This is a genomic window from Pseudomonas sp. JL23 (assembly GCF_056933585.1).
This window is the reverse complement of sequence record NZ_CM167795.1, coordinates 5,805,281-5,828,819: the sequence shown is the minus strand read 5'-3', so window position 1 is coordinate 5,828,819 and position 23,539 is coordinate 5,805,281. Positions and strand designations below refer to the sequence as shown.

Genomic DNA, 23,539 nt, shown 5'->3' with positions numbered 1-23,539 from the left:
GTGAACTAGCTGCGATTTATTTTAGTTGCTGCCGGGGATCGCGCCGGGAGTTTTTCTTGCGGGTGCAGTACCCGACGAGTATTTGCCGTAGCGCCGGACCAAGGCTTGGGTAGAATCAGCGCCCTGAGTTGTCAGTTTCGTTCCCCAGTTGCAGAAGGAAAGGCCCATGGCTTCCCCCTACAGTGCGCGCAGTCGCGACATCGAACCTTTCCATGTGATGGCGCTGCTGGCGCGGGCCAATGAGCTGCAGGCGGCGGGTTTTGATGTAATTCACCTGGAAATCGGTGAGCCGGACTTCACCACCGCCGCACCGATTATTGCCGCCGGGCAGGCCGCGCTGGCCGCCGGGCAGACGCGCTACACCGCCGCCCGTGGCTTGCCGCAATTGCGCGAGGCCATCAGCGGCTTCTATGCCCAGCGTTATCAGGTCGATATCGATCCGCAGCGCATCCTCATCACCCCGGGTGGCTCGGGTGCGCTGTTGCTCGCCAGCAGCCTGCTGGTCGATCCGGGCAAGCATTGGTTGCTGGCCGATCCGGGTTACCCGTGCAACCGGCATTTCCTGCGTCTGGTCGAAGGCGCCGCGCAACTGGTGCCGTCGGGCCCCGAGACGCGCTATCAACTGACCCCTGAACTGGTGGCGCAATACTGGAACGGCGACAGTGTGGGCGCATTGGTCGCATCCCCGGCCAATCCCACGGGCACGCTGCTGCATCGCGATGAACTGGCGGCGCTGTCTGCGGCCTTGAGGCAACGTAACGGCCATCTGGTGGTGGACGAGATCTATCACGGCCTCACCTACGGCGTCGATGCGGCGAGCGTGCTGGAAGTCGATAACGATGCATTTGTCCTTAATAGTTTTTCCAAATATTTCGGCATGACCGGCTGGCGCCTCGGTTGGCTGGTGGCGCCGCCAGAAGCTGTGGCGGACCTGGAAAAGCTGGCGCAGAACCTGTACATCAGCGCGCCGAGCATGGCCCAGTACGCAGCGCTGGCGTGTTTCGAACCGCAGACGCTGGAGATTCTCGAAGAGCGTCGCGGCGAGTTTGCCCGACGCCGCGACTTCTTCCTGCCTGCCCTGCGTGAGCTGGGCTTCGGCATTGCCGTCGAGCCGGAGGGGGCGTTCTATCTGTATGCCGATATCAGCGCCTTTGGCGGCGATGCCTTTGCCTTCTGCCATCACATTCTGGAAACCGAACATGTGGCGATCACCCCGGGCCTGGATTTCGGTCGCTTCAAGGCGGGTCACCATGTGCGCTTTGCCTACACCCAGAGCCTGCCGCGCCTGCAAGAGGCGGTCGAGCGTATTCAACGTGGATTGCAGAGCTGGCAAGGCTGATGGAATTTTCTCCGGCACTTGAAGAAGGGCGGTTGATCCAGCGCTACAAGCGCTTCCTGGCCGATATCGAAACCGCCAGCGGCGAACTCCTGACCATTCATTGCCCCAATACCGGGTCGATGTTCAATTGCATGCTGCCCGGCGGCAAGGTCTGGTTCAGTCGCTCCAACGATCCCAAGCGCAAGCTGCCCGGTACCTGGGAAATCAGCGAAACGCCCCAGGGGCGCCTGGCCTGTATTAATACAGCACGGGCCAATCCACTGGTCGAGGAGGCGCTGCGTGCCGGGGTCATCACCGAGCTGAACGGTTTTGTCGCCCTCAAGCGTGAAGTGCCCTACGGCCTGGAAAAGAGCCGTGTGGACTTTCGCCTGGATTACCCTGACGGCCCGGCTTACGTTGAGGTCAAGAGCGTCACCCTGGGTTTTGCTGATTCGACGGTGGCCGCTTTTCCCGATGCCGTGACCCAGCGCGGCGCCCGTCATCTGCGTGAACTGGCGACGCTGGCCCGTGACGGTGTGCGGGCGGTGCTGTTGTATTGCGTCAACCTGACCGGTGTCGATGCCGTGCGCCCGGCCGAAGAGGTCGACCCTGGCTATGCGGCGGCCTTGCGCGAAGCCGTCGCTGCCGGAGTGCTGGTATTGGCTTATGGGGTGCAATTGACGCCGCAGTCTATCCGTATGGATCGTCGCCTCGACATCCAGCTGCCGTCAGTCGTCCTCGGGAAGGCTGACCCAGATGCCGTTGCCGTTCTCGCGGCAGGCAAGGGCCTGTAGCGACTCGCCTTCGCAAGGCCCGGCCACGCACTCGCCGCTTTCGATGAGAAAGAGAGCGCCGTGGGTGGCGCAGCGGATCAGGCTGGCGCTGTCATCGAGGAATTGATCCTCTTGCCATTCCAGCCTGACTCGCCGATGCGGACAGCGGTTGCGATAGACGAAGACCTCGCCTGCCCGGCGCACGGCCAGCAAGGCCTGGCCCTGGCGTTCGAAACCGCGGCTATGAGCTTCCGGCAGTTGGTCCGAGGTGCAGAGAAATTCCAGAGTGTGTCTCCCGCAGGCGGACGGTGGGTGATGCGTAATGATGACAGGTAGCACTGACATCTGTCGGTGCCTTGCAATATCGTTGCAGGCTGTGTCGGTGCTTGCCAAGCACCACGTTGGTTGCTGAAACTAGCTGTTTTGTACGCCGCTCTCCCAAGGGACGAGCTTTGGATTTGGGCATGATTCGTGACATCAAGAACGGGCAGGATCTGAGTGCCCGAGAACTGGCCGAACGTCTGGCCACGGCTGTACATGTGCTGGTGGGTGCCAGGCATGACGACCCTGATCACCTCGCCTTGCAATTGTGGCTGTTGCAGAGTCTGACCGATGTGCGCGCCCAGGGCAGTTTACTGCTGCCCATGCTGACTCCTTGCCAGCAGGAAAAGGCAGCGGCGGTTCAGGCCGGTATTGCCCGTGGCGAATTCCCGCAGGATCTGTCGACAGCCCTGGATTGGCAGGCGCAATGGGACTGGTCATTGTATGGCCCGCTCATGCGCTATGCCATGGCCCAGCCCTTTCCCTTGCTGGCGGTAGACCTGAGCCTCGACGAAGCCCGTGCGATCCAGCAGCGGCCGCAACGCCTCAGCGGTTCACACTCGACGAGCGCTGATGTACGGCATCGTCTGTTGGAGCGAATCAGCCTGTTGCACCCGGCGCAATCCGCACCGTCGATGCTCGCGGTCCATCAACAGCGCGACCGGCGCATGGCGCAATGCTTGATGGCGGCGCCGCTGCCGACACTGCTATTCGCCGCTGCGGACCATGTGCGCAAGGATATGGGCGTGCCCCTGCATATGGCCGATCTGGGCGAAAGCACGCCGCCTGTTGTGCTGATCTTCGCTCATGGCGATATGCCAGTGGAACCTGTGGCAGCGGACTATGTCTGGTACACCTCACCGCCAGCACGGCAGGCGTTGTGATCGCGCTGGCTGTCCGTTGGAGCGAGGCTTGCCCGCGAACGCCTCGACGCGGTATGGCTGGAATACCCGGTTGCTCTTTTCGCGGGCAAGCCCGGCTCCAACGAGATCAGTCACGGGCGTGAGCCTGGGGCTCGGTACTTTTGCAGGACATTTCCTTTTCTTCTGTCGTCCCCCTCTCTGATTGGCCTCAGGGGGCATATGTCCGTCGCTGTCTCGTTTACTGTCACCGGCTTCAGGCTGAGTGGCTTTTCGAGAGCGTGACATGACGAGACAGATGACAGCAGAAGATGAACAGCAGGCGCGGCTGATGTTGGGGTTGCTTGAGCTGAGCGCCCTGAATGCGGACGAGACCGAGGGGCGCGTGCTCGCCTTGTGTGAACGGGCGCTGACGCCATTGGGCAATGTCGCGGCCGTCTGCGTACCCCTGCGTTTTACCCTGTTGGCCAGAGTCACCCTCGATCGCCTGGGCGCCAGGGATGTGCGGGTGGTCTCGGTAGCCAATTTTCCCTACGGCGGTTCGCCTATCGAGCCGGTGGTGTCCCAGGTGCAGGCGGCGCTGGTCGCTGGCGCCGACGAGATCGATATGGTCTATCCGTTCCGTGCGTTGCTGTCCGGAGACAGCCGCACGGGCTTTGAAATGATCATGGCCTGCAAGCAATGCTGCCCGGACCAGAGGATGCTGGTGGTGACCCTGGAAACCGGCGACCTGCGTGACCCGCAGCTTATTCGCCAGGCTTGCCAGGGAGCGATTATGGCCGGGGCTGACTTTATCAAGACCAGCACCGGCAAGACCGCGATCAACGCCACACCCCAGGCCATGCGGATCATGATCGAAGCCATTGCCGAAGTCGGCGGCATGACCGGCATCAAGGCGGCGGGAGGGATTCGTACTTTTGATGAGGCGCTGGTGTATCTGAAGATGACCCAGACCCGTTTTGGCAATGCCTGGGTCACATCCGAGCATGTACGCCTGAGTGCGTCGAGCCTGCTTGATGATGTGCTGATTGCCCTGGGTATGCTGCCGTCGAGCGGATATTGATTTTCTGCGGGCAAAAAAAGACCCGGCAAAAGTGCCGGGTCAAAAACCGTGATTAGCCTGATGAGGAGATAATCTGAGAGTCCGAACCAAGGTCTTTCAAATCATCACTGGCCTCGCGACCAGATGCGCCAATCATAACGATTCTCATTTGTATGTCAACTACGCTTCCGCAAATGTTTTCGCCTTTGCGTCAAACGGTCTTGCCGACTCTCGCGCAGTAACTATCGAGGTTCTTCTTGCGCTCGGCGGGTAGATCGCTCCAATGGATATCCATCAGCGCGGCATCGATTGCGTAGAGCAATACCTTAGACGCGCGAAATCCACGTTTTCGTACCGCCCAATAGGCATCTACCGCGCCCAGTCGGCGTAAATCAGCGCAATTATGAATGCCTGCGGCGTGCAACCACTGCGCCGAGGTTTTGCCAACGTTTTTCAGGTTAATCAGGTCGTCGTTCATCATGCCTCCTTGCGATGCTGAGCTGCTCACTGCGTTACAACTCAATGAGTCTAGCGTTGCGAGAGGGCTTTGTTACGGGTGTCCGGACATATGGATGCAGGCCAGAAGACATCAACTGCGGCATGGCGGGGAGGTGGTTCAAGGTGCAACGACCGCAACCCCGAAGCCTGGGCATCGGGGGCGGGAGGGGGAACAGCTAGCGGGTGTTGTAACGCAGACGAGTGCCGAAATTCACCGACATGAGAATTTCGTCAGCGGTGAGTTCGCGTGGAAAGTACGCGCCGGAGATCTGCGCATGGGCGATGCTGGCGCCTTCCATGGGAACGTCGCGCAGATCCAGGCCGCGCAAGTCTGCTGAGCGGAAGTAGGCATCGGTAAAGACGATACCTGTGGTATCCAGCTCGCGCAGGTCCAGCCCCCGGAAATCCCCCCCGGTCATATCGATGGTGCCGCTGCGTGGCTTCTCTTGGTTGAAGCCGACCACATCATCCTGACGCAACATGACGTAGAGGGGGGAGTCGAGTTGTTTCGGCTGGCTCATGGACCGTCTCCGTTGGAATTATGGCGCCAGTATATCGCCACTATTTTCAAGCCGTGAAGCGATAAGTGCTAAACGGCTTGAACATTCGTTTAAAGGCCTGGCAAACGTTGGCGGATGCCCGCGACGAGGTTATCCATATCCTCACCTTTGTGGGTTTCAACCCGCTTGCTGCAAAGGATTTCTTCGGCAGTCAGCGGCTCGCGATTGGCTTGCTGGGCCTTGATGACCTCAAGCGTAGCGTCGGATGGATCGACATTCTCTGCCTGACGCTCGCTCAGCCAGGTTTCGATCACGGCCTGGGGGGCTTCGCAGTCGAGGATCAGGAATGGCGCGCCCTTGGTTTGAGCAACCTTGGCCGCCGCTTCGCGCTGTTCGTGCTTGAGGTAGGTGGCGTCGATCACGACCGGGAAACCGGCATGCAGTACGGTTGCTGCCAGTTCATGCAGGCGCTGGTAGGTCGCCGCGCTGACGTTGGCGTCGTAGAGGTCGCTGCTTTCGCTGAACAGGCGCTTGCGCTCGACATCCGAACGCAGGCGGATGGCGCCCAGGGACTCGACCAGACGCATCGCCACATGGCTCTTGCCGACGGCCGATACGCCATGGGTGATGACCAGAAAGCGCGAAGGGATGGCGCTATAGCTTTCCGCCAGGTTGGCGTAGTTGCGGTACTGGCGCATGGTGGTGCCACGTTGAACGGCGTCGGCGTCGGCGGGCAGGCCGAACAGGGCCACCTTGGCCCGGACCAGGGCACGGTAGGCCTTGTAGAAATTCAGCACTTCCAGGCCCTGGTAGTCGCCGGTCAATTCCAGGTACTGGCTGACCAGGCGTCGCGACAGCGACTTGAGGCCGCGGTCTTCCAGATCCATCGCCAGGAAGCCGATATCGGCGTAGACGTCGGTCTTGCGGAACGGTTCGTTGAATTCGATGCAGTCAAAAATCACCACTTTGCCGTCGATCAGCGTGGCGTTGCCCAGATGAATGTCGCCGTGGCATTCGCGGATGAAGCCCTGGGCCTTGCGCTCGCTCAACAAAGGCTTGAGGCGTTCGAAGCTCGACTCGGCCCAGGCTTTCAGTGCCTCAAGCTGAACCAGGTCGGCTTTTTCGCTAAGGAAGGGGAGAATCTGCTCAAAATTCTGTAGGACTGGAGCCATTACGCTGTCAGGCGAACCCAATTCGGTCTCGCTACCAACTTGTGGTGCCTGGAGATGGAACTCTGCTATCTGTTTTGCCATCTCATCGATCTGGGAAACCGTGAGTTCACCGTTGGCCTGTAAGGTGCTCAGCAGACCGTCCTGCGGGAACTGACGCATTTTCAGGGCGTACTCGATGACTTCGCCTTCGCCACCCAGTTGCGGCGCTTCGGCACTGCCGGTAATCGGCAGGACTTCCAGGTACAGATCCTGGGTCAGGCGCTGGTTCAGGCGCAGCTCTTCATTGCAGAAGTGCTCGCGTGATTCCAAGGTAGTGAAGTCGAGGAAACCGAAGTTGACCGGTTTCTTGAATTTGTAGACATAAGGCCCCGTGAGCAAAACCCACGAAATGTGCGTCTCGATGACCTGGAAGCCTTCTACCGGATGCGGGAAGAGGGCCGGGTTCTGCAGGGCTGCAATCAGTGACTGGCTCACGGACGATCCTTAAAGGCTGAAATTCGAAATATGTACATTCAAGCCGTCCATTATGGATGGTTGAGTCACCGCTGCAAACCGCCTTCTGGGCGCCTGTCGATCACCTCTAAAGTGCGTATAATCCGCGGCCATGACCCGAACCCGTACCCCCCGTAATAGCAAAAAACCGCCCTCCAACCGCCTGCGCAGCCTGCTGGGCTGGGCCTTGAAGCTCAGTCTCGTCGGTCTTGTGATCCTCGGTTGCTTCGCGGTTTATCTCGATTCCATCGTCCAGGAAAAGTTTTCCGGCAAGCGCTGGACAATTCCGGCCAAGGTCTATGCCCGGCCGCTGGAACTGTTCGTCGGCCAGAAGCTAACCCGTGATGACTTCCTCACCGAACTCGACGCTCTGGGCTATCGCCGCGAGGCCGTTGCCAATGGTCCCGGCGCTGCTGCGGTGAATGGCAATACCGTGGATCTGAACACCCGCGGCTTCCAGTTCTATGAAGGGACTGATCCGGCGCAGCAGATTCGCGTGCGCTTCTCGGCCGACTCCGTGGCCGAGCTGAGTTCCGGTGCTGGCGCCAAACTGGCCGTGGCCCGGCTCGAGCCGCTGTTGATTGGCGGCTTGTATCCGAAGAATCTTGAAGACCGCATCCTGATCAAGATCGATCAGGTTCCGCCTTATCTGCTCGACACCCTGGTCACGGTCGAGGATCGCGACTTCTATCACCACTGGGGCGTGTCGCCCAAGTCCATCGCCCGGGCCTTCCTGGTCAACGCTTCGGCCGGGCAAATGCGCCAGGGTGGCAGCACCCTGACCCAGCAGTTGGTGAAGAACTTCTACCTGACCAGCGAGCGCAGCCTCAGCCGCAAACTCACCGAAGTGATGATGGCGATGCTGCTGGAGCTGCACTACAGCAAGCAGGAAATCCTTGAGGCTTACCTCAATGAGGTGTTCATCGGCCAGGATGGTCAACGCGCCGTGCATGGCTTCGGTCTGGCCAGTCAGTACTTCTTCAGCCAGCCCTTGTCCGAGCTGAAGCTGCATCAGGTGGCGTTGCTGGTGGCGATGGTCAAGGGGCCGTCCTACTACAACCCGCGACGCAACCCGGAACGCGCCCTTGAGCGGCGTAATCTGGTGCTTGACCTGCTGGAGCAGCAAGGTGTGGCTACGGCCGATGTAGTCGCCGCTGCTAAGAAAATGCCACTGGGCGTGTCCAAGACCGGCAGTCTGGCGGACAGCTCTTTCCCCGGCTTCCTTGATCTGGTCAAACGCCAGTTGCGCGAGGATTATCGCGACGAAGACCTGACCGAAGAAGGTCTGCGTATCTTCACCAGTTTCGATCCGATCCTGCAGATGAAGGCTGAAGCCTCGATGAACGATACGTTCAAAAAGCTGGCCGGACGCAAGGGCGCTGAAGACGTGGAAGCGGCGATGGTCATCACCAACCCGGAAACCGGTGAGGTGCAGGGCCTGCTGGGCAGTCGTCAGGCCGGGTTTGCCGGGTTCAACCGCGCGATCGATGCCGTGCGGCCGATCGGCTCGCTGGTCAAGCCGTCTGTTTATCTGACTGCGCTGGAACGCCCAAGCCAGTACACCCTGACCAGTTGGGTGGTGGACGCGCCGTTCGAGGTCAAGGGCGCGGATGGGCAGATCTGGAAACCGCAGAACTTTGAACATCGCTCTTTCGGCAATATTTTCCTGTATCAAGGGTTGGCGCATTCCTACAACCTCACCACGGCCAAGCTGGGGATGGATCTGGGCTTGCCGAATGTGTTCAAGACACTGGCCAAGCTGGGCGTCAATCGCGAATGGCCGCAATACCCGTCGATGTTGTTGGGCGCAGGTGGCCTGAGCCCGATGGAAGTGGCGACTATGTACCAGACCATTGCCAACGGCGGCTTCAATACGCCGATGCGGGCCATTCGCAGTGTGCTGACCGCTGAAGGCGAGCCGCTCAAACGCTACCCATTCCAGGTCGAGCAGCGCTTCGATCCGGGCGCCATTTATCTACTGCAGAACGCCATGCAGCGGGTGCTACGCGAGGGTACTGGCAAGTCGGTTTATAACGTCATTCCAAGCAATGTGAACCTGGCAGGCAAGACCGGTACCAGTAACGATTCCCGTGACAGCTGGTTCGCCGGCTTCGGTCAGGATCTGCTGGCGGTGGTGTGGATCGGCCGCGACGACAATGGTCAGACACCTTTTACCGGCGCAACGGGTGCCTTGCAGGTCTGGACCTCGTTCATGCGCAAGGCCAACCCGCAATCTCTGGAGATGCAGGTGCCGGACAACATTACCAAGGTCTGGATCAATTCCCAGACCGGACAGGGTTCCGATGTGAACTGCCCGAATGCCGTACAGATGCCGTATATTCGCGGCAGTGAGCCAGCACCCGGCGCTGCCTGTGGTGGCAGCTCGGCCCCGGCCGATTCGGTGATGGATTGGGTCAAGGGCTGGTTGAATTAAGTGGAGAGGGTGTGACGTGAACAAGTGTTGGATTCCTGTTTTAAGCGCCCTGGCGTTGCTGACCGGCTGTGCCAGTGTGCAGCCCGGCTCGATTCCGGTAGTCGATTCAAGCTCCCGGGTATCGAACAGTGAGCGTGTTTCGGCGCAGAAGACTGGCGGTTATCGCCAGACCACGACCCAGGTTCGTCAGCAGGCGCAAGCCGTGCCGCAGGACTCGGGGGTGACGGTCATGGTGCCTGGCGGTAACAACGCACCGATCCAGAGTTTCGTGCCGCCTAGCGATTCGGCGCCGATCAGCGTCGATAATGCGCCGATCAATACGACTTCCATGGTGCAGCCACAGACCACCTACAGCGCGCAACCGCCGGTCAATACCGCCTACAACACGCCGCCGGTTCCGGTCGTGCCAAGTGGTGTGCCGTCGAGCAGCAGCGGTGGCGGCTTGTCGGCTGACGAGCAACTGGATGGCCCGGTACTGGCGCTGCTGACAACGGCTCAACAGCAGCAGAACGGCGGCGACCTCAACGGTGCGTCGTCCAGCCTGGAGCGTGCCCAACGGGTTGCGCCGCGCGAGCCGCAGGTGCTTTATCGTCTGGCCCAGGTGCGTCTGGCGCAAGGTGATGCGGCCCAGGCCGAGCAGCTTGCCCGTCGCGGCCTGACCTACGCCAATGGTCGCGCGAGCCTTCAGGCCAGTCTGTGGGAGTTGATCGCGCAGTCCCGTGAGAAACAGGGCGATGCCTCCGGCGCTGCCCTGGCTCGCCAGAAAGCCAAGGTCGGTGCTTGATGGATCGGCGTTTACCCGAAGTGGCTGATCAATTGTTGCTGATTGAGCGCGAGCTTCGTGTCCTGGGGTGGTGGAGCGATCTGCCACCCAGCGCCGAAGCACTGGCCAGCGTCGAGCCGTTCAGCGTCGATACCCTGGATTTCCACCAGTGGCTGCAATGGATTTTCCTGCCTCGGATGAAACAGATCCTCGAGCATGATCTGCCATTGCCCAATGCCTCGGGCATTCTGGAAATGGCCGAGATGGTCTATGCCGGTCGCCAGGACACCTTGGCGTTGCAGGCGTCCCTGGCGCGTTTTGACCGGTTGATTGCCAAGGCTGTCTAAAAGCTACCGGTCGAGTTGAAATGCGATTCTTGTAGGGGCTGCCGAAGGCTGCGAAAGCGGTGTGTCTGACAGGCCCATTCGCAGCCTTCGGCAGCTCCTACAGTCACCATATTCAGGTCTGCTAATCCTTACAGGACTCATCCAGCGATTTCTGCGTCTGGGTGAGTTGCTGCTGGCGTTCTTCTTCGGTCATGCGCCGGACTTCCGAACCTACCTGCAGGCGAACCCGGGAATTGATCTGCAACTGCGCAAGATTGTTGCGCAGGGTTTCGCAGATCTCCTTGCGCTTGGCTTCCTGTGCGGCCACCTGCTTTCTGACCTTGTCGTCGATGGCCTTCTGGCTCGCTGCAGGGTCTGGCAAGGGTTTCGCCACTGTGGCGGGAGCGGGCGGGGGTGGTGGCGGCTTCTGCACGTCGATCTGCTGAACCTGCTGACCGGCCGGCGGCTGGGCGTCGAAGTGCGTTACGCCCTGGGCGTCGACCCATTTATAGATTTGTGCGGCCTGGCTGGCTGTGCTCAGTGCCAGCGTCAATGCGGCCACGAGAATCTTGCAACCCATCGATCTTCCTTAGAGGTATGTGCGCAGGCAACCTACCACAAGCGCGTCCGGGCGACCTCATTCAGTGCGTTTTCATGCACATGCACAGAATAAAACTGAACGATGACTTGACTTGGGGTGGCCTAATCACAACAATTCAAAGTTCGCTGTGGAAGGACTGCCAGAAGCAGGCCATCTCGGTAGATCATGAGGCGCACACCCGCGCCGACCTGTTACACCCGCAACGCGTTACCTCGCGCTGGGTGGGAAAGCCCCGCAACACTCAGGGGTCATCCCAATACTTGCTCAGTCAGTGCTGACGTAGTCGGCGACCACCGTCGCTCATGCTCTGCTTGGCAGTAAACCTATTAAGACCCGTTCTCGTTTGTGGACGGTATTCTGGCGTTTTAGAGGTGAACAACGTGGAGCTCTTATCCGGCGCTGAAATGGTCGTCCGCTTTTTGCGTGACGAAGGCGTTAAGCATATCTATGGGTACCCTGGTGGCGCCCTCCTGCATATTTACGATGCGCTGTTCAAAGAACCTGCCGTAAGCCACATTCTTGTGCGTCACGAGCAGGCTGCCACGCACATGGCCGATGGTTATGCGCGCGCTACCGGCAAAGCCGGCGTGGTACTGGTGACTTCAGGTCCCGGTGCAACCAACGCCATCACCGGTATCGCCACTGCCTACATGGACTCCATTCCGATGGTCGTCCTGTCCGGTCAGGTTCCGAGCACGCTGGTCGGCACCGATGCTTTCCAGGAAACCGACATGATCGGTATCTCCCGGCCGATCGTGAAACACAGCTTCATGATCAAGCATCCGTCGGAAATCCCGGAAGTCCTGAAAAAGGCTTTCTATCTGGCGCAGTCCGGCCGTCCTGGCCCGGTCGTGGTCGACATCCCGAAAGACATGACCAACCCGGCTGAAAAGTTCGAGTACGTGTTCCCCAAGAAAGCCAAGCTGCGCTCCTACAGCCCGGCCGTTCGCGGGCACTCGGGTCAAATCCGCAAAGCCGTCGAGATGCTGTTGGCCGCCAAGCGTCCGATCATCTATGCCGGTGGTGGCGTGGTCATGGGCAACGGTTCGGAGCAGCTGACCGAACTGGGCAAACTGCTCAACGCGCCGGTCACCAACACGCTGATGGGCCTGGGTGCCTATCCGGGTACTGATCGTCAGTTCGTCGGCATGCTCGGTATGCATGGCAGCTACACCGCCAACCTGGCGATGCACCACGCCGACGTGATCCTGGCTGTGGGCGCGCGCTTCGATGACCGTGTCATCAACGGTCCGAGCAAATTCTGCCCGAACGCCAAGGTCATTCATGTCGATATCGACCCGGCTTCGATTTCCAAGACCATCAAGGCAGACGTGCCTATCGTGGGTCCGGTTGAAAGCGTGCTGACTGAAATGGTCGCCACCTTCAAGGAAATCGGCGAGACCCCGAACAAGGAGTCCGTTGCCAGTTGGTGGAAGCAGATCGACGAATGGCGTGGCGAGCGCGACCTGTTCCCGTACAACCACGGTGATGGCAGCGTCATCAAGCCGCAGAAAGTCATCGAAGTCCTGCACGAAGTGACCAAGGGCGATGCCTACGTCACCTCCGACGTGGGTCAGCACCAGATGTTCGCGGCTCAGTACTACCGCTTCGACAAGCCTAATCGCTGGATCAACTCCGGTGGTCTGGGCACCATGGGCTTCGGTTTCCCGGCGGCCATGGGTGTCAAGCTGAGCTTCCCGGATGCCGACGTTGCCTGTGTGACGGGCGAAGGCAGCATCCAGATGAATATCCAGGAGCTGTCGACCTGCCTGCAGTACGACTTGCCGGTGAAGATTATCCTGCTCAACAACGGCGTGCTCGGCATGGTCCGTCAATGGCAGGACATGAGCTACAGCGGTCGTCACTCGCACTCTTATATGGAGTCGCTGCCTGACTTCGTGAAGCTGGTCGAAGCCTATGGTCACGTCGGCATGAAGATCACTGATCTGAAAGACTTGAAGCCGAAGATGGAAGAAGCATTCGCCATGAAGGATCGGCTGGTGTTCATCGACATTCAGGTCGATGTCTCCGAGCACGTCTACCCGATGCAGATCCGGGACGGCGCCATGCGCGATATGTGGCTGAGCAAGACGGAGCGGACTTAATCATGCGGCATATCATTTCGCTATTGCTGGAAAACGAACCGGGCGCGCTGTCTCGCGTGGTCGGCCTGTTTTCCCAACGCAACTACAACATCGAAAGCCTGACCGTGGCGCCGACCGAAGACCCGACTCTGTCGCGTCTGACGCTGACCACCGTTGGCCATGATGAGGTGATCGAGCAGATCACCAAAAACCTCAACAAGCTGATTGAAGTGGTCAAGCTGGTTGATCTTTCGGAGAGTGCTCACATCGAGCGCGAACTGATGCTGATCAAGGTCAAGGCCACCGGCGCCCAGCGCGCCGAGATCAAGCGCACCACGGATATCTTCCGCGGGCAGATCGTCGACGTCTCGGCCAGCGTCTATACCGTGCAACTGACCGGCACAAGCGACAAGCTGGACAGCTTCATTCAGGCCATCGGCACTGCCGCTATCCTGGAAACAGTACGCAGTGGCGTGACGGGCATTGCCCGTGGCGACAAAGTGCTGAGCATCTAACTCATTTAGCAAATGGCCTGAACGGCCAAGATAACAGGGGAATTTCATGAAAGTTTATTACGACAAAGACTGCGACCTTTCGATCATCCAGGGCAAAAAAGTTGCCATCATCGGTTACGGTTCCCAAGGCCACGCTCAAGCGTGCAACCTGAAAGACTCCGGCGTTGATGTCACTGTTGGCCTGCGCAAAGGTTCGGCTACTGTCGCCAAGGCTGAAGCTCACGGCTTGAAAGTGACTGACGTTGCTACCGCCGTTGCTGCTGCTGACCTGGTCATGATCCTGACCCCGGACGAGTTCCAGTCCGCGCTGTACAAGAACGAAGTCGAGCCTAACCTGAAGAAGGGCGCAACCCTGGCCTTCTCCCACGGCTTCGCTATCCATTACAACCAGGTCGTGCCGCGCGCTGACCTGGACGTGATCATGATCGCTCCTAAAGCGCCAGGTCACACTGTACGTACCGAGTTCGTCAAAGGCGGCGGTATTCCTGACCTGATCGCTGTTTACCAGGACGCTTCCGGCAACGCCAAGAACGTTGCCCTGTCTTACGCTTCGGGCGTGGGCGGCGGCCGTACCGGCATCATCGAAACCACCTTCAAGGACGAGACTGAAACCGACCTGTTCGGCGAACAAGCCGTTCTGTGCGGCGGTACCGTTGAGCTGGTTAAAGCCGGTTTCGAAACTCTGGTTGAAGCTGGCTACGCGCCAGAAATGGCCTACTTCGAGTGCCTGCACGAACTGAAACTGATCGTTGACCTCATGTACGAAGGCGGTATCGCCAACATGAACTACTCGATCTCCAACAACGCCGAATACGGCGAGTACGTGACCGGCCCGGAAGTCATCAACGCCGAATCCCGTCAGGCCATGCGCAATGCTCTCAAGCGCATCCAGGACGGCGAATACGCGAAGATGTTCATCAGCGAAGGTGCTACCGGCTACCCATCGATGACCGCCAAGCGTCGTAACAACGCTGCTCACGGCATCGAAATCATCGGCGAGCAACTGCGCTCGATGATGCCTTGGATCGCGGCGAACAAAATCGTCGACAAAGCCAAGAACTAATCGGCTTTGGCTTCACGAAGAACGCGACCCTCGGGTCGCGTTTTTTCGTTATGGGGGGATCTGGTATAAGCTGCGTCGATTGCCGCGACGAATTTTCGTCGAAGGCCCCTGTCGAATTTTTTCAAACCGTTGCAAGGTAAAATCAATGAGCGAACGTCCTGAAGAGCCAAACAAGGCCTCTGACGCCGAAAGCCTGCTACCGATCTATGAGCATATAGAAGAAGGTCACGATGCCGAGGGACGCAAAGTCCGGCACCGCGGCATCTATCTGCTGCCCAACCTGTTCACCACGGCGAATCTGTTTGCCGGCTTCTACTCCATCATCAGTTCGATGAGCGCGCAAAGTGCTCTGGCCGCCGGGGATCTGGCCGGGGCGAGCAAGTACTTTTCCTTTGCCGCCGCCGCCATCTTCATCGCCATGGTGCTTGATGGCCTGGATGGCCGCGTGGCGCGTATGACCAATACGCAAAGCGCATTCGGCGCCGAGTACGACTCGTTGTCGGATATGGTCGCCTTCGGTGTGGCGCCGGCTCTGCTGGCCTTTGGCTGGGCGCTGGGGGATATCGGCAAGGTCGGCTGGATGGTCGCCTTCATCTATGTGGCCGGTGCGGCGCTGCGCCTGGCACGTTTCAATACCCAGGTCGGCAAGAGCGACAAGCGTTACTTCATCGGCCTGGCCAGTCCGGCGGCAGCGGGGGTGGTGGCCGGTACTGTGTGGGCATTCGCCGATCACGGTTTCGAAGGCTCGAGCTGGTCGTTCCTGGTGGCCTTGCTGGTGGCTGCGGCCGGGATGCTGATGGTCAGTAATATCAAGTACAACAGCTTCAAGGAGCTGGACCTGCGCGGGCGAGTGCCTTTCGTGGCGATCCTGGTCGTGGTGCTGGTGTTTGCCGTGGTGTTCAGCGACCCGCCGCGCATCCTGCTGCTGATTTTCCTTGGTTATGCTGCTTCCGGTCCGATCCAGTTCCTGCTGCACCGGGGCAAGAAGCCACAGTAAGGACGACGTCCACGGCTGCTCCCCGCGGGGCAGCCGTTATAAAAACGTTAAGTTTGGGCTACAGCAATAACGCGGGATTGTCCTCATACTCCACGGCAGACGATGCGTAAATTCCTCATCGCTGTGGAGTCCTCATGCTGATCAAATTACCTCGTACGTCCGCCTGCAAAGAATCTGACGTCACCCCTGAAGGTTTCTATCTCTCCCGTCGCGCGCTGTTGGGCGGTTCCCTGGCCGGTCTGGCTGTGGGCTCGCTGCCGGGCGTTGCCTTGGGCGCAGACCCTTCCCGCTATGCGGATGTCGAGCCTGGCAACGCGCCGGCCTGGCTCAACGAAAAGCTGACCTCGACCCAATGGCAGGCGGTCAACGTCAAGAACGAAGCGATAACGCCGTTCAAGGATGCGACCCACTACAACAACTTCTACGAGTTCGGCACCGAGAAGAGCGACCCGGCGAAAAACTCCGGCGCGTTCAAAACCGAGCCGTGGAAGGTGGTCGTCGACGGTGAGGTTGGCAAGCCGGGCAGCTATGCCCTCGAAGACTTCATGAAGCCGTACCAGCTGGAGGAGCGCATCTACCGTTTGCGCTGTGTAGAGGCCTGGTCGATGGTCATCCCCTGGATCGGCTTTCCGATCTCGGCGCTGCTCAAGCAGGTCGAGCCGACCTCGAAGGCCAAGTACATTCGTTTCGAAACGCTGCAGGACCCCAAGAGCATGCCGGGCCAGCGTTCGGGTTTCGCCCTGATCGACTGGCCGTATGTAGAAGGCCTGCGTCTGGATGAGGCGATGAATCCTTTGGCGATTCTTGCCGTCGGTATGTATGGCCGCGAACTGGCCAATCAGAACGGTGCGCCGTTGCGTCTGGTGGTGCCGTGGAAGTACGGCTTCAAGAGCGTGAAGTCGATTGTGCGGATCAGCCTGGTCAGCGAGCAGCCGAAAACCACCTGGCAAAGCATCGCGGCCAGTGAGTACGGTTTCTACGCCAACGTTAACCCGACGGTCGACCATCCGCGCTGGACTCAGGCTCATGAACGGCGTTTGCCGGGCAGCCTGTTCAGCCCGAACATTCGTCAGACCGAGATGTTCAATGGCTATGGGGAGGAGGTCGCCTCCTTATATACAGGCCTGGATCTGCGGAAGAACTACTGATGCGTTATTGGCAATGGCGGTTGAGTGTCTTTTTTGCAGCATGCGCCGTTCCGGCCTACTGGCTGTATCAGGCCTGGATTTTCGCTCTCGGGCCGGATCCGGGCAAAGTCCTGGTTGATCGGCTGGGGCTTGGTACCCTGGTATTGCTGCTGATCACTCTGGCGATGACGCCATTGCAACGCATGAGCGGCTGGCCGGGGTTCATCTCCGTTCGCCGTCAGTTGGGGCTTTGGTGCTTTAGCTACGTGGCCCTGCATATGCTGGCCTACAGCTTCTTTATTCTGGGCTTCGACTGGGCGCAGTTGGGCGTGGAACTGGTCAAGCGCCCGTACATCATTGTCGGCGCCCTGGGTTTTGTCGGTCTGCTGATGTTGGCAGTGACCTCCAACCGTTATAGCCAGCGCCGCCTTGGCAGTCGCTGGAAGAAACTGCACCGCTTGGTCTACGTGATTCTCGGCCTTGGTTTGTTGCATATGTTGTGGATTGTCAGGGCAGACCTAAAGGAATGGGCGGTCTATGCGTCTATAGGTGTGGTGCTGTTGGGATTGCGGGTGCCTTTCGTTGCTCAGCGCATTAAGCGCACAAAGGCAGCTGCGAGCGGCAAGCTACAAGCTGCAAGCCAGAAGCAGTAAGTGGCGCACTCAGGCTTTCTTGCCGCTTGTAGCTTGAAGCTGGTAACTTTTTTGAAATATGTATTGACGCCCCTCAGAATCTATCTATAATTCGCCCCACTTCCGGCGCAGACGAAACGGAAAACTTCTTGATAATCAAGCAGTTAACCGAAGTAAGCAGCGAGGAAGGGTTTCGGTTTTCAAGGTGAATTCGGAAGCGGTGAAGAAGGTGGTTGACAGCAGGTTGTAACGCTGTAGAATTCGCCTCCCGCTAACGTGAGACGCCAAGTCAAACGAAGCGCAAGTGGTTGAAGTTGATAAGGAAACTTTGAAAACTTCTTAAAATAACCGCTTGACAGATACAGAGGACGCTGTAGAATGCGCGCCTCGGTTGAGACGAAAGAATCAGCCAACCGCTCTTTAACAACTGAATCAAGCAATTCGTGTGGGTGCTTGCGCTGTAAGACTGAAGTCAACTGATTATCAGCATCGCCAGTTACTCCACGAGATATCATGGTTTAACCAACGATTGCTGAGCCAAGTTTATAAGGTTTTCTCAAAACCTAATTGCAGTATTGAACTGAAGAGTTTGATCATGGCTCAGATTGAACGCTGGCGGCAGGCCTAACACATGCAAGTCGAGCGGATGAAGGGAGCTTGCTCCCTGATTCAGCGGCGGACGGGTGAGTAATGCCTAGGAATCTGCCTATTAGTGGGGGACAACGTTTCGAAAGGAACGCTAATACCGCATACGTCCTACGGGAGAAAGCAGGGGACCTTCGGGCCTTGCGCTAATAGATGAGCCTAGGTCGGATTAGCTAGTTGGTGAGGTAATGGCTCACCAAGGCGACGATCCGTAACTGGTCTGAGAGGATGATCAGTCACACTGGAACTGAGACACGGTCCAGACTCCTACGGGAGGCAGCAGTGGGGAATATTGGACAATGGGCGAAAGCCTGATCCAGCCATGCCGCGTGTGTGAAGAAGGTCTTCGGATTGTAAAGCACTTTAAGTTGGGAGGAAGGGCATTAACCTAATACGTTAGTGTTTTGACGTTACCGACAGAATAAGCACCGGCTAACTCTGTGCCAGCAGCCGCGGTAATACAGAGGGTGCAAGCGTTAATCGGAATTACTGGGCGTAAAGCGCGCGTAGGTGGTTTGTTAAGTTGAATGTGAAATCCCCGGGCTCAACCTGGGAACTGCATCCAAAACTGGCAAGCTAGAGTAGGGCAGAGGGTGGTGGAATTTCCTGTGTAGCGGTGAAATGCGTAGATATAGGAAGGAACACCAGTGGCGAAGGCGACCACCTGGGCTCATACTGACACTGAGGTGCGAAAGCGTGGGGAGCAAACAGGATTAGATACCCTGGTAGTCCACGCCGTAAACGATGTCAACTAGCCGTTGGAATCCTTGAGATTTTAGTGGCGCAGCTAACGCATTAAGTTGACCGCCTGGGGAGTACGGCCGCAAGGTTAAAACTCAAATGAATTGACGGGGGCCCGCACAAGCGGTGGAGCATGTGGTTTAATTCGAAGCAACGCGAAGAACCTTACCAGGCCTTGACATCCAATGAACTTTCCAGAGATGGATTGGTGCCTTCGGGAACATTGAGACAGGTGCTGCATGGCTGTCGTCAGCTCGTGTCGTGAGATGTTGGGTTAAGTCCCGTAACGAGCGCAACCCTTGTCCTTAGTTACCAGCACGTTAAGGTGGGCACTCTAAGGAGACTGCCGGTGACAAACCGGAGGAAGGTGGGGATGACGTCAAGTCATCATGGCCCTTACGGCCTGGGCTACACACGTGCTACAATGGTCGGTACAGAGGGTTGCCAAGCCGCGAGGTGGAGCTAATCCCACAAAACCGATCGTAGTCCGGATCGCAGTCTGCAACTCGACTGCGTGAAGTCGGAATCGCTAGTAATCGCGAATCAGAATGTCGCGGTGAATACGTTCCCGGGCCTTGTACACACCGCCCGTCACACCATGGGAGTGGGTTGCACCAGAAGTAGCTAGTCTAACCTTCGGGAGGACGGTTACCACGGTGTGATTCATGACTGGGGTGAAGTCGTAACAAGGTAGCCGTAGGGGAACCTGCGGCTGGATCACCTCCTTAATCGAAGACTCAGCTTCTTCGCAAGTTCCCACACGAATTGCTTGATTCATTGAAGAAGACGATAGAAGCAGCTTAATGCTTTGCACGCCCGAATTCGGGTCTGTAGCTCAGTTGGTTAGAGCGCACCCCTGATAAGGGTGAGGTCGGCAGTTCGAATCTGCCCAGACCCACCAAATACTGGTGAGGTACTTGGCAAGAGCGCACCCCGCCTCCAAGGTAAAGAGCGGTGAGGTCAGATTTTGCAGTTCGAATCTGCCCAGACCCACCCATTTTGTGGAAAAGCCTGTAGCAATACGGGGCCATAGCTCAGCTGGGAGAGCGCCTGCCTTGCACGCAGGAGGTCAACGGTTCGATCCCGTTTGGCTCCACCATTTACTGCTTCTACATCTCGCTAAAGCTTAGAAATGAGCATTCCATCGGTTCGATGGTGAATGTTGATTTCTGGTCTTTGACCAGTTCGTTCTTTAAAAATTTGGGTATGTGATAGAAAGATAGACTGGAGAACACTTTCACTGGTGTTGTTCAGGCTAAGGTAAAATTTGTGAGTTCTCGAAAGAGAAGCAAATTTTCGGCGAATGTCGTCTTCATAGTATAACCAGATTGCTTGGGGTTATATGGTCAAGTGAAGAAGCGCATACGGTGGATGCCTTGGCAGTCAGAGGCGATGAAAGACGTGGTAGCCTGCGAAAAGCTTCGGGGAGTCGGCAAACAGACTTTGATCCGGAGATGTCTGAATGGGGGAACCCAGCCATCATAAGATGGTTACCTTACACTGAATACATAGGTGTATGGAGCGAACCAGGGGAACTGAAACATCTAAGTACCCTGAGGAAAAGAAATCAACCGAGATTCCCTTAGTAGTGGCGAGCGAACGGGGACCAGCCCTTAAGTGGCTTTGAGATTAGCGGAACGCTCTGGAAAGTGCGGCCATAGTGGGTGATAGCCCTGTACGCGAAAATCTCTTAGTCATGAAATCGAGTAGGACGGAGCACGAGAAACTTTGTCTGAATATGGGGGGACCATCCTCCAAGGCTAAATACTACTGACTGACCGATAGTGAACTAGTACCGTGAGGGAAAGGCGAAAAGAACCCCGGAGAGGGGAGTGAAATAGATCCTGAAACCGTATGCGTACAAGCAGTGGGAGCCCACTTTGTTGGGTGACTGCGTACCTTTTGTATAATGGGTCAGCGACTTATTTTCAGTGGCGAGCTTAACCGAATAGGGGAGGCGTAGCGAAAGCGAGTGTTAATAGCGCGTTTAGTCGCTGGGAATAGACCCGAAACCGGGCGATCTATCCATGGGCAGGTTGAAGGTTGGGTAACACTAACTGGAGGACCGAACCGACTACCGTTGAAAAGTTAGCGGATGACCTGTGGATCGGAGTGAAAGGCTAATCAAGCTCGGAGATAGCTGGTTCTCCTCGAAAGCTATTTAGGTAGCGCCTCATGTATCACTGTAGGGGGTAGAGCACTGTTTCGGCTAGGGGGTCATCCCGACTTACCAAACCGATGCAAACTCCGAATACCTACAAGTGCCGAGCATGGGAGACACACGGCGGGTGCTAACGTCCGTCGTGAAAAGGGAAACAACCCAGACCGTCAGCTAAGGTCCCAAAGTCATGGTTAAGTGGGAAACGATGTGGGAAGGCTTAGACAGCTAGGAGGTTGGCTTAGAAGCAGCCACCCTTTAAAGAAAGCGTAATAGCTCACTAGTCGAGTCGGCCTGCGCGGAAGATGTAACGGGGCTCAAACCATGCACCGAAGCTACGGGTATCATCTTTTGATGATGCGGTAGAGGAGCGTTCTGTAAGCCTGTGAAGGTGAGTTGAGAAGCTTGCTGGAGGTATCAGAAGTGCGAATGCTGACATGAGTAACGACAATGGGTGTGAAAAACACCCACGCCGAAAGACCAAGGTTTCCTGCGCAACGTTAATCGACGCAGGGTTAGTCGGTCCCTAAGGCGAGGCTGAAAAGCGTAGTCGATGGAAAACAGGTTAATATTCCTGTACTTCTGGTTATTGCGATGGAGGGACGGAGAAGGCTAGGCCAGCTTGGCGTTGGTTGTCCAAGTTTAAGGTGGTAGGCTGGAATCTTAGGTAAATCCGGGATTCTAAGGCCGAGAGCTGATGACGAGTCATCTTTTAGATGACGAAGTGGTTGATGCCATGCTTCCAAGAAAAGCTTCTAAGCTTCAGGTAACCAGGAACCGTACCCCAAACCGACACAGGTGGTTGGGTAGAGAATACCAAGGCGCTTGAGAGAACTCGGGTGAAGGAACTAGGCAAAATGGCACCGTAACTTCGGGAGAAGGTGCGCCGGTGAGGGTGAAGGACTTGCTCCGTAAGCTCATGCCGGTCGAAGATACCAGGCCGCTGCGACTGTTTATTAAAAACACAGCACTCTGCAAACACGAAAGTGGACGTATAGGGTGTGACGCCTGCCCGGTGCCGGAAGGTTAATTGATGGGGTTAGCTAACGCGAAGCTCTTGATCGAAGCCCCGGTAAACGGCGGCCGTAACTATAACGGTCCTAAGGTAGCGAAATTCCTTGTCGGGTAAGTTCCGACCTGCACGAATGGCGTAACGATGGCGGCGCTGTCTCCACCCGAGACTCAGTGAAATTGAAATCGCTGTGAAGATGCAGTGTATCCGCGGCTAGACGGAAAGACCCCGTGAACCTTTACTATAGCTTTGCACTGGACTTTGAATTTGCTTGTGTAGGATAGGTGGGAGGCTTTGAAGCGTGGACGCCAGTTCGCGTGGAGCCAACCTTGAAATACCACCCTGGCAACTTTGAGGTTCTAACTCAGGTCCGTTATCCGGATCGAGGACAGTGTATGGTGGGTAGTTTGACTGGGGCGGTCTCCTCCTAAAGAGTAACGGAGGAGTACGAAGGTGCGCTCAGACCGGTCGGAAATCGGTCGTAGAGTATAAAGGCAAAAGCGCGCTTGACTGCGAGACAGACACGTCGAGCAGGTACGAAAGTAGGTCTTAGTGATCCGGTGGTTCTGTATGGAAGGGCCATCGCTCAACGGATAAAAGGTACTCCGGGGATAACAGGCTGATACCGCCCAAGAGTTCATATCGACGGCGGTGTTTGGCACCTCGATGTCGGCTCATCACATCCTGGGGCTGAAGCCGGTCCCAAGGGTATGGCTGTTCGCCATTTAAAGTGGTACGCGAGCTGGGTTTAGAACGTCGTGAGACAGTTCGGTCCCTATCTGCCGTGGACGTTTGAGATTTGAGAGGGGCTGCTCCTAGTACGAGAGGACCGGAGTGGACGAACCTCTGGTGTTCCGGTTGTCACGCCAGTGGCATTGCCGGGTAGCTATGTTCGGAAAAGATAACCGCTGAAAGCATCTAAGCGGGAAACTTGCCTCAAGATGAGATCTCACTGGAACCTTGAGTTCCCTGAAGGGCCGTCGAAGACTACGACGTTGATAGGTTGGGTGTGTAAGCGCTGTGAGGCGTTGAGCTAACCAATACTAATTGCCCGTGAGGCTTGACCATATAACACCCAAGCAATTTGCTTAAGAAGCGAGTTGCGGTGTATGAAGACGCACAAACCGAAAGTTTGCGACTCACAAAACACCGATATCACATACCCGATTTGCTGAAGCGAGGCCATCTGGTCACGAGTCAGTACCCGAATTTCTTGACGACCATAGAGCGTTGGAACCACCTGATCCCATCCCGAACTCAGCAGTGAAACGATGCATCGCCGATGGTAGTGTGGGGTTTCCCCATGTGAGAGTAGGTCATCGTCAAGATTAAATTCCGAAACCCCATTTGCGAAAGCAAATGGGGTTTTGTTTTTGCGCGGGAAAACACCGTTGCCAGGGAAGAGGCCAGTCAGCCTCCCCATTCTCACAACTACAAACAAAGCCTTTCCCGCTAAAGCCGCTCC

The 23,539-nt window shown here is 57.3% G+C and carries 18 protein-coding genes, 2 tRNA genes and 3 rRNA genes; 18 read left to right on the top strand and 5 right to left on the bottom strand.

The features are described 5' to 3' along the window. The first annotated feature begins 166 nt into the window (after nucleotides 1-166). Both AC1Z24_RS26905 and sfsA read left to right on the top strand, forming a co-directional pair. Entirely contained in the window at nucleotides 167-1,339 is a 1,173-nt protein-coding gene (locus AC1Z24_RS26905) for a pyridoxal phosphate-dependent aminotransferase (RefSeq protein ID WP_483743416.1), read from the top strand. Beyond that, nucleotides 1,339-2,112 carry a DNA/RNA nuclease SfsA gene (gene sfsA / locus AC1Z24_RS26900; RefSeq protein ID WP_483743415.1) on the top strand — a complete coding sequence of 258 codons (774 nt, stop codon included), beginning with the start codon at nucleotides 1,339-1,341 and terminating at the stop codon, nucleotides 2,110-2,112. Before AC1Z24_RS26905 ends, sfsA begins: the two co-directional genes overlap by 1 nt. Here the strand turns inward: sfsA and AC1Z24_RS26895 are convergent. After that, nucleotides 2,047-2,376, bottom strand: a complete 330-nt coding sequence (locus AC1Z24_RS26895) for a Rieske (2Fe-2S) protein (protein ID WP_483746722.1) — start codon at nucleotides 2,374-2,376, stop codon at nucleotides 2,047-2,049. The genes sfsA and AC1Z24_RS26895 overlap by 66 nt on opposite strands. A 179-nt stretch (nucleotides 2,377-2,555) precedes the next feature. Here AC1Z24_RS26895 and AC1Z24_RS26890 point away from each other — a divergent pair, with 179 nt between their 5' ends. Together AC1Z24_RS26890 and deoC are read left to right on the top strand one after the other, a co-directional pair. Beyond that, nucleotides 2,556-3,296 (top strand): ChaN family lipoprotein, encoded by a 741-nt coding sequence (locus AC1Z24_RS26890; protein ID WP_483743414.1) that lies wholly within the window; start codon nucleotides 2,556-2,558, stop codon nucleotides 3,294-3,296. Between the two features lie 262 nt (nucleotides 3,297-3,558). Then, nucleotides 3,559-4,335 carry a deoxyribose-phosphate aldolase gene (deoC, locus tag AC1Z24_RS26885; RefSeq protein ID WP_483743413.1) on the top strand — a complete coding sequence of 259 codons (777 nt, stop codon included), beginning with the start codon at nucleotides 3,559-3,561 and terminating at the stop codon, nucleotides 4,333-4,335. A gap of 190 nt (nucleotides 4,336-4,525) precedes the next feature. Here the strand turns inward: deoC and AC1Z24_RS26880 are convergent, their stop codons facing one another. From AC1Z24_RS26880 to AC1Z24_RS26870, 3 genes are all read right to left on the bottom strand, one after another. After that, the gene (locus tag AC1Z24_RS26880; protein WP_259106773.1) at nucleotides 4,526-4,792 is read right to left on the bottom strand and encodes a TfoX/Sxy family protein; all 267 of its coding nucleotides are present in this window, start codon (nucleotides 4,790-4,792) and stop codon (nucleotides 4,526-4,528) included. 196 nt (nucleotides 4,793-4,988) lie between these two features. Then, nucleotides 4,989-5,333 carry a pentapeptide repeat-containing protein gene (locus tag AC1Z24_RS26875; RefSeq protein WP_259106775.1) on the bottom strand — a complete coding sequence of 115 codons (345 nt, stop codon included), beginning with the start codon at nucleotides 5,331-5,333 and terminating at the stop codon, nucleotides 4,989-4,991. 89 nt (nucleotides 5,334-5,422) lie between these two features. Beyond that, nucleotides 5,423-6,958: a bifunctional aminoglycoside phosphotransferase/ATP-binding protein gene (locus AC1Z24_RS26870; protein ID WP_483743412.1), complete on the bottom strand. Its 1,536-nt coding sequence runs from the start codon at nucleotides 6,956-6,958 to the stop codon at nucleotides 5,423-5,425. A gap of 130 nt (nucleotides 6,959-7,088) precedes the next feature. Between AC1Z24_RS26870 and mrcB the strand changes: the two genes are divergently transcribed. From mrcB to AC1Z24_RS26855, 3 genes are read left to right on the top strand one after another with little or no spacing between them, the layout of a single operon-like run. Further along, on the top strand, nucleotides 7,089-9,410 hold the full coding sequence (gene mrcB, locus AC1Z24_RS26865) for a penicillin-binding protein 1B (protein WP_483743411.1): 2,322 nt from the start codon (nucleotides 7,089-7,091) through the stop codon (nucleotides 9,408-9,410). 16 nt (nucleotides 9,411-9,426) lie between these two features. Further along, nucleotides 9,427-10,194, top strand: coding sequence for a hypothetical protein (locus AC1Z24_RS26860; RefSeq protein WP_483743410.1), 768 nt, complete (start codon nucleotides 9,427-9,429; stop codon nucleotides 10,192-10,194). After that, nucleotides 10,194-10,520 carry a YqcC family protein gene (locus tag AC1Z24_RS26855; protein WP_483743409.1) on the top strand — a complete coding sequence of 109 codons (327 nt, stop codon included), beginning with the start codon at nucleotides 10,194-10,196 and terminating at the stop codon, nucleotides 10,518-10,520. Before AC1Z24_RS26860 ends, AC1Z24_RS26855 begins: the two co-directional genes overlap by 1 nt. A 121-nt stretch (nucleotides 10,521-10,641) precedes the next feature. Here AC1Z24_RS26855 and AC1Z24_RS26850 read toward each other — a convergent pair whose 3' ends face one another. Continuing rightward, nucleotides 10,642-11,079, bottom strand: a complete 438-nt coding sequence (locus tag AC1Z24_RS26850) for a DUF4124 domain-containing protein (RefSeq protein WP_483743408.1) — start codon at nucleotides 11,077-11,079, stop codon at nucleotides 10,642-10,644. A 401-nt stretch (nucleotides 11,080-11,480) separates the two neighbouring features. Here AC1Z24_RS26850 and AC1Z24_RS26845 point away from each other — a divergent pair, with 401 nt between their 5' ends. The 11 genes from AC1Z24_RS26845 to rrf all read left to right on the top strand — a co-directional run bounded on the left by AC1Z24_RS26845 (nucleotide 11,481) and on the right by rrf (nucleotide 23,402). Beyond that, entirely contained in the window at nucleotides 11,481-13,205 is a 1,725-nt protein-coding gene (locus AC1Z24_RS26845) for an acetolactate synthase 3 large subunit (protein ID WP_483743407.1), read from the top strand. A gap of 2 nt (nucleotides 13,206-13,207) precedes the next feature. Further along, nucleotides 13,208-13,699, top strand: a complete 492-nt coding sequence (gene ilvN / locus AC1Z24_RS26840) for an acetolactate synthase small subunit (RefSeq protein ID WP_259106810.1) — start codon at nucleotides 13,208-13,210, stop codon at nucleotides 13,697-13,699. A gap of 46 nt (nucleotides 13,700-13,745) precedes the next feature. Further along, on the top strand, nucleotides 13,746-14,762 hold the full coding sequence (gene ilvC / locus AC1Z24_RS26835) for a ketol-acid reductoisomerase (protein ID WP_259106813.1): 1,017 nt from the start codon (nucleotides 13,746-13,748) through the stop codon (nucleotides 14,760-14,762). A gap of 145 nt (nucleotides 14,763-14,907) precedes the next feature. Further along, nucleotides 14,908-15,759, top strand: coding sequence for a CDP-diacylglycerol--serine O-phosphatidyltransferase (pssA, locus tag AC1Z24_RS26830; RefSeq protein ID WP_483743406.1), 852 nt, complete (start codon nucleotides 14,908-14,910; stop codon nucleotides 15,757-15,759). 134 nt (nucleotides 15,760-15,893) lie between these two features. Continuing rightward, nucleotides 15,894-16,907 (top strand): protein-methionine-sulfoxide reductase catalytic subunit MsrP, encoded by a 1,014-nt coding sequence (gene msrP, locus AC1Z24_RS26825; RefSeq protein ID WP_483743405.1) that lies wholly within the window; start codon nucleotides 15,894-15,896, stop codon nucleotides 16,905-16,907. After that, nucleotides 16,907-17,539 (top strand): protein-methionine-sulfoxide reductase heme-binding subunit MsrQ, encoded by a 633-nt coding sequence (gene msrQ / locus AC1Z24_RS26820; protein ID WP_483743404.1) that lies wholly within the window; start codon nucleotides 16,907-16,909, stop codon nucleotides 17,537-17,539. Before msrP ends, msrQ begins: the two co-directional genes overlap by 1 nt. A gap of 556 nt (nucleotides 17,540-18,095) precedes the next feature. Beyond that, nucleotides 18,096-19,632, top strand: a 16S ribosomal RNA gene (locus AC1Z24_RS26815). Between the two features lie 96 nt (nucleotides 19,633-19,728). Continuing rightward, a tRNA-Ile gene (locus AC1Z24_RS26810) sits at nucleotides 19,729-19,805 on the top strand. Nucleotides 19,806-19,927: 122 nt separating this feature from the next. Then, nucleotides 19,928-20,003, top strand: a tRNA-Ala gene (locus AC1Z24_RS26805). Between the two features lie 245 nt (nucleotides 20,004-20,248). Beyond that, nucleotides 20,249-23,142, top strand: a 23S ribosomal RNA gene (locus tag AC1Z24_RS26800). A gap of 144 nt (nucleotides 23,143-23,286) precedes the next feature. Further along, nucleotides 23,287-23,402, top strand: a 5S ribosomal RNA gene (rrf, locus tag AC1Z24_RS26795). Together the 16S, 23S and 5S rRNA genes with 2 tRNA genes alongside form the textbook arrangement of a ribosomal RNA operon. The last annotated feature ends 137 nt before the right edge of the window (nucleotides 23,403-23,539 follow it).

Bases quoted from the DNA above. Each gene is read 5' to 3' on its own strand.
- ilvN (WP_259106810.1), top strand. From the start codon at position 13,208: ATGCGGCATATCATTTCGCTATTGCTGGAAAACGAACCGGGCGCGCTG.
- AC1Z24_RS26890 (WP_483743414.1), top strand. From the start codon at position 2,556: ATGATTCGTGACATCAAGAACGGGCAGGATCTGAGTGCCCGAGAACTG.
- AC1Z24_RS26905 (WP_483743416.1), top strand. From the start codon at position 167: ATGGCTTCCCCCTACAGTGCGCGCAGTCGCGACATCGAACCTTTCCAT.
- AC1Z24_RS26855 (WP_483743409.1), top strand. From the start codon at position 10,194: ATGGATCGGCGTTTACCCGAAGTGGCTGATCAATTGTTGCTGATTGAG.
- mrcB (WP_483743411.1), top strand. From the start codon at position 7,089: ATGACCCGAACCCGTACCCCCCGTAATAGCAAAAAACCGCCCTCCAAC.
- AC1Z24_RS26850 (WP_483743408.1), bottom strand. From the start codon at position 11,079: ATGGGTTGCAAGATTCTCGTGGCCGCATTGACGCTGGCACTGAGCACA.
- deoC (WP_483743413.1), top strand. From the start codon at position 3,559: ATGACGAGACAGATGACAGCAGAAGATGAACAGCAGGCGCGGCTGATG.
- ilvC (WP_259106813.1), top strand. From the start codon at position 13,746: ATGAAAGTTTATTACGACAAAGACTGCGACCTTTCGATCATCCAGGGC.
- msrP (WP_483743405.1), top strand. From the start codon at position 15,894: ATGCTGATCAAATTACCTCGTACGTCCGCCTGCAAAGAATCTGACGTC.
- sfsA (WP_483743415.1), top strand. From the start codon at position 1,339: ATGGAATTTTCTCCGGCACTTGAAGAAGGGCGGTTGATCCAGCGCTAC.
- pssA (WP_483743406.1), top strand. From the start codon at position 14,908: ATGAGCGAACGTCCTGAAGAGCCAAACAAGGCCTCTGACGCCGAAAGC.
- AC1Z24_RS26875 (WP_259106775.1), bottom strand. From the start codon at position 5,333: ATGAGCCAGCCGAAACAACTCGACTCCCCCCTCTACGTCATGTTGCGT.
- msrQ (WP_483743404.1), top strand. From the start codon at position 16,907: ATGCGTTATTGGCAATGGCGGTTGAGTGTCTTTTTTGCAGCATGCGCC.
- AC1Z24_RS26880 (WP_259106773.1), bottom strand. From the start codon at position 4,792: ATGAACGACGACCTGATTAACCTGAAAAACGTTGGCAAAACCTCGGCG.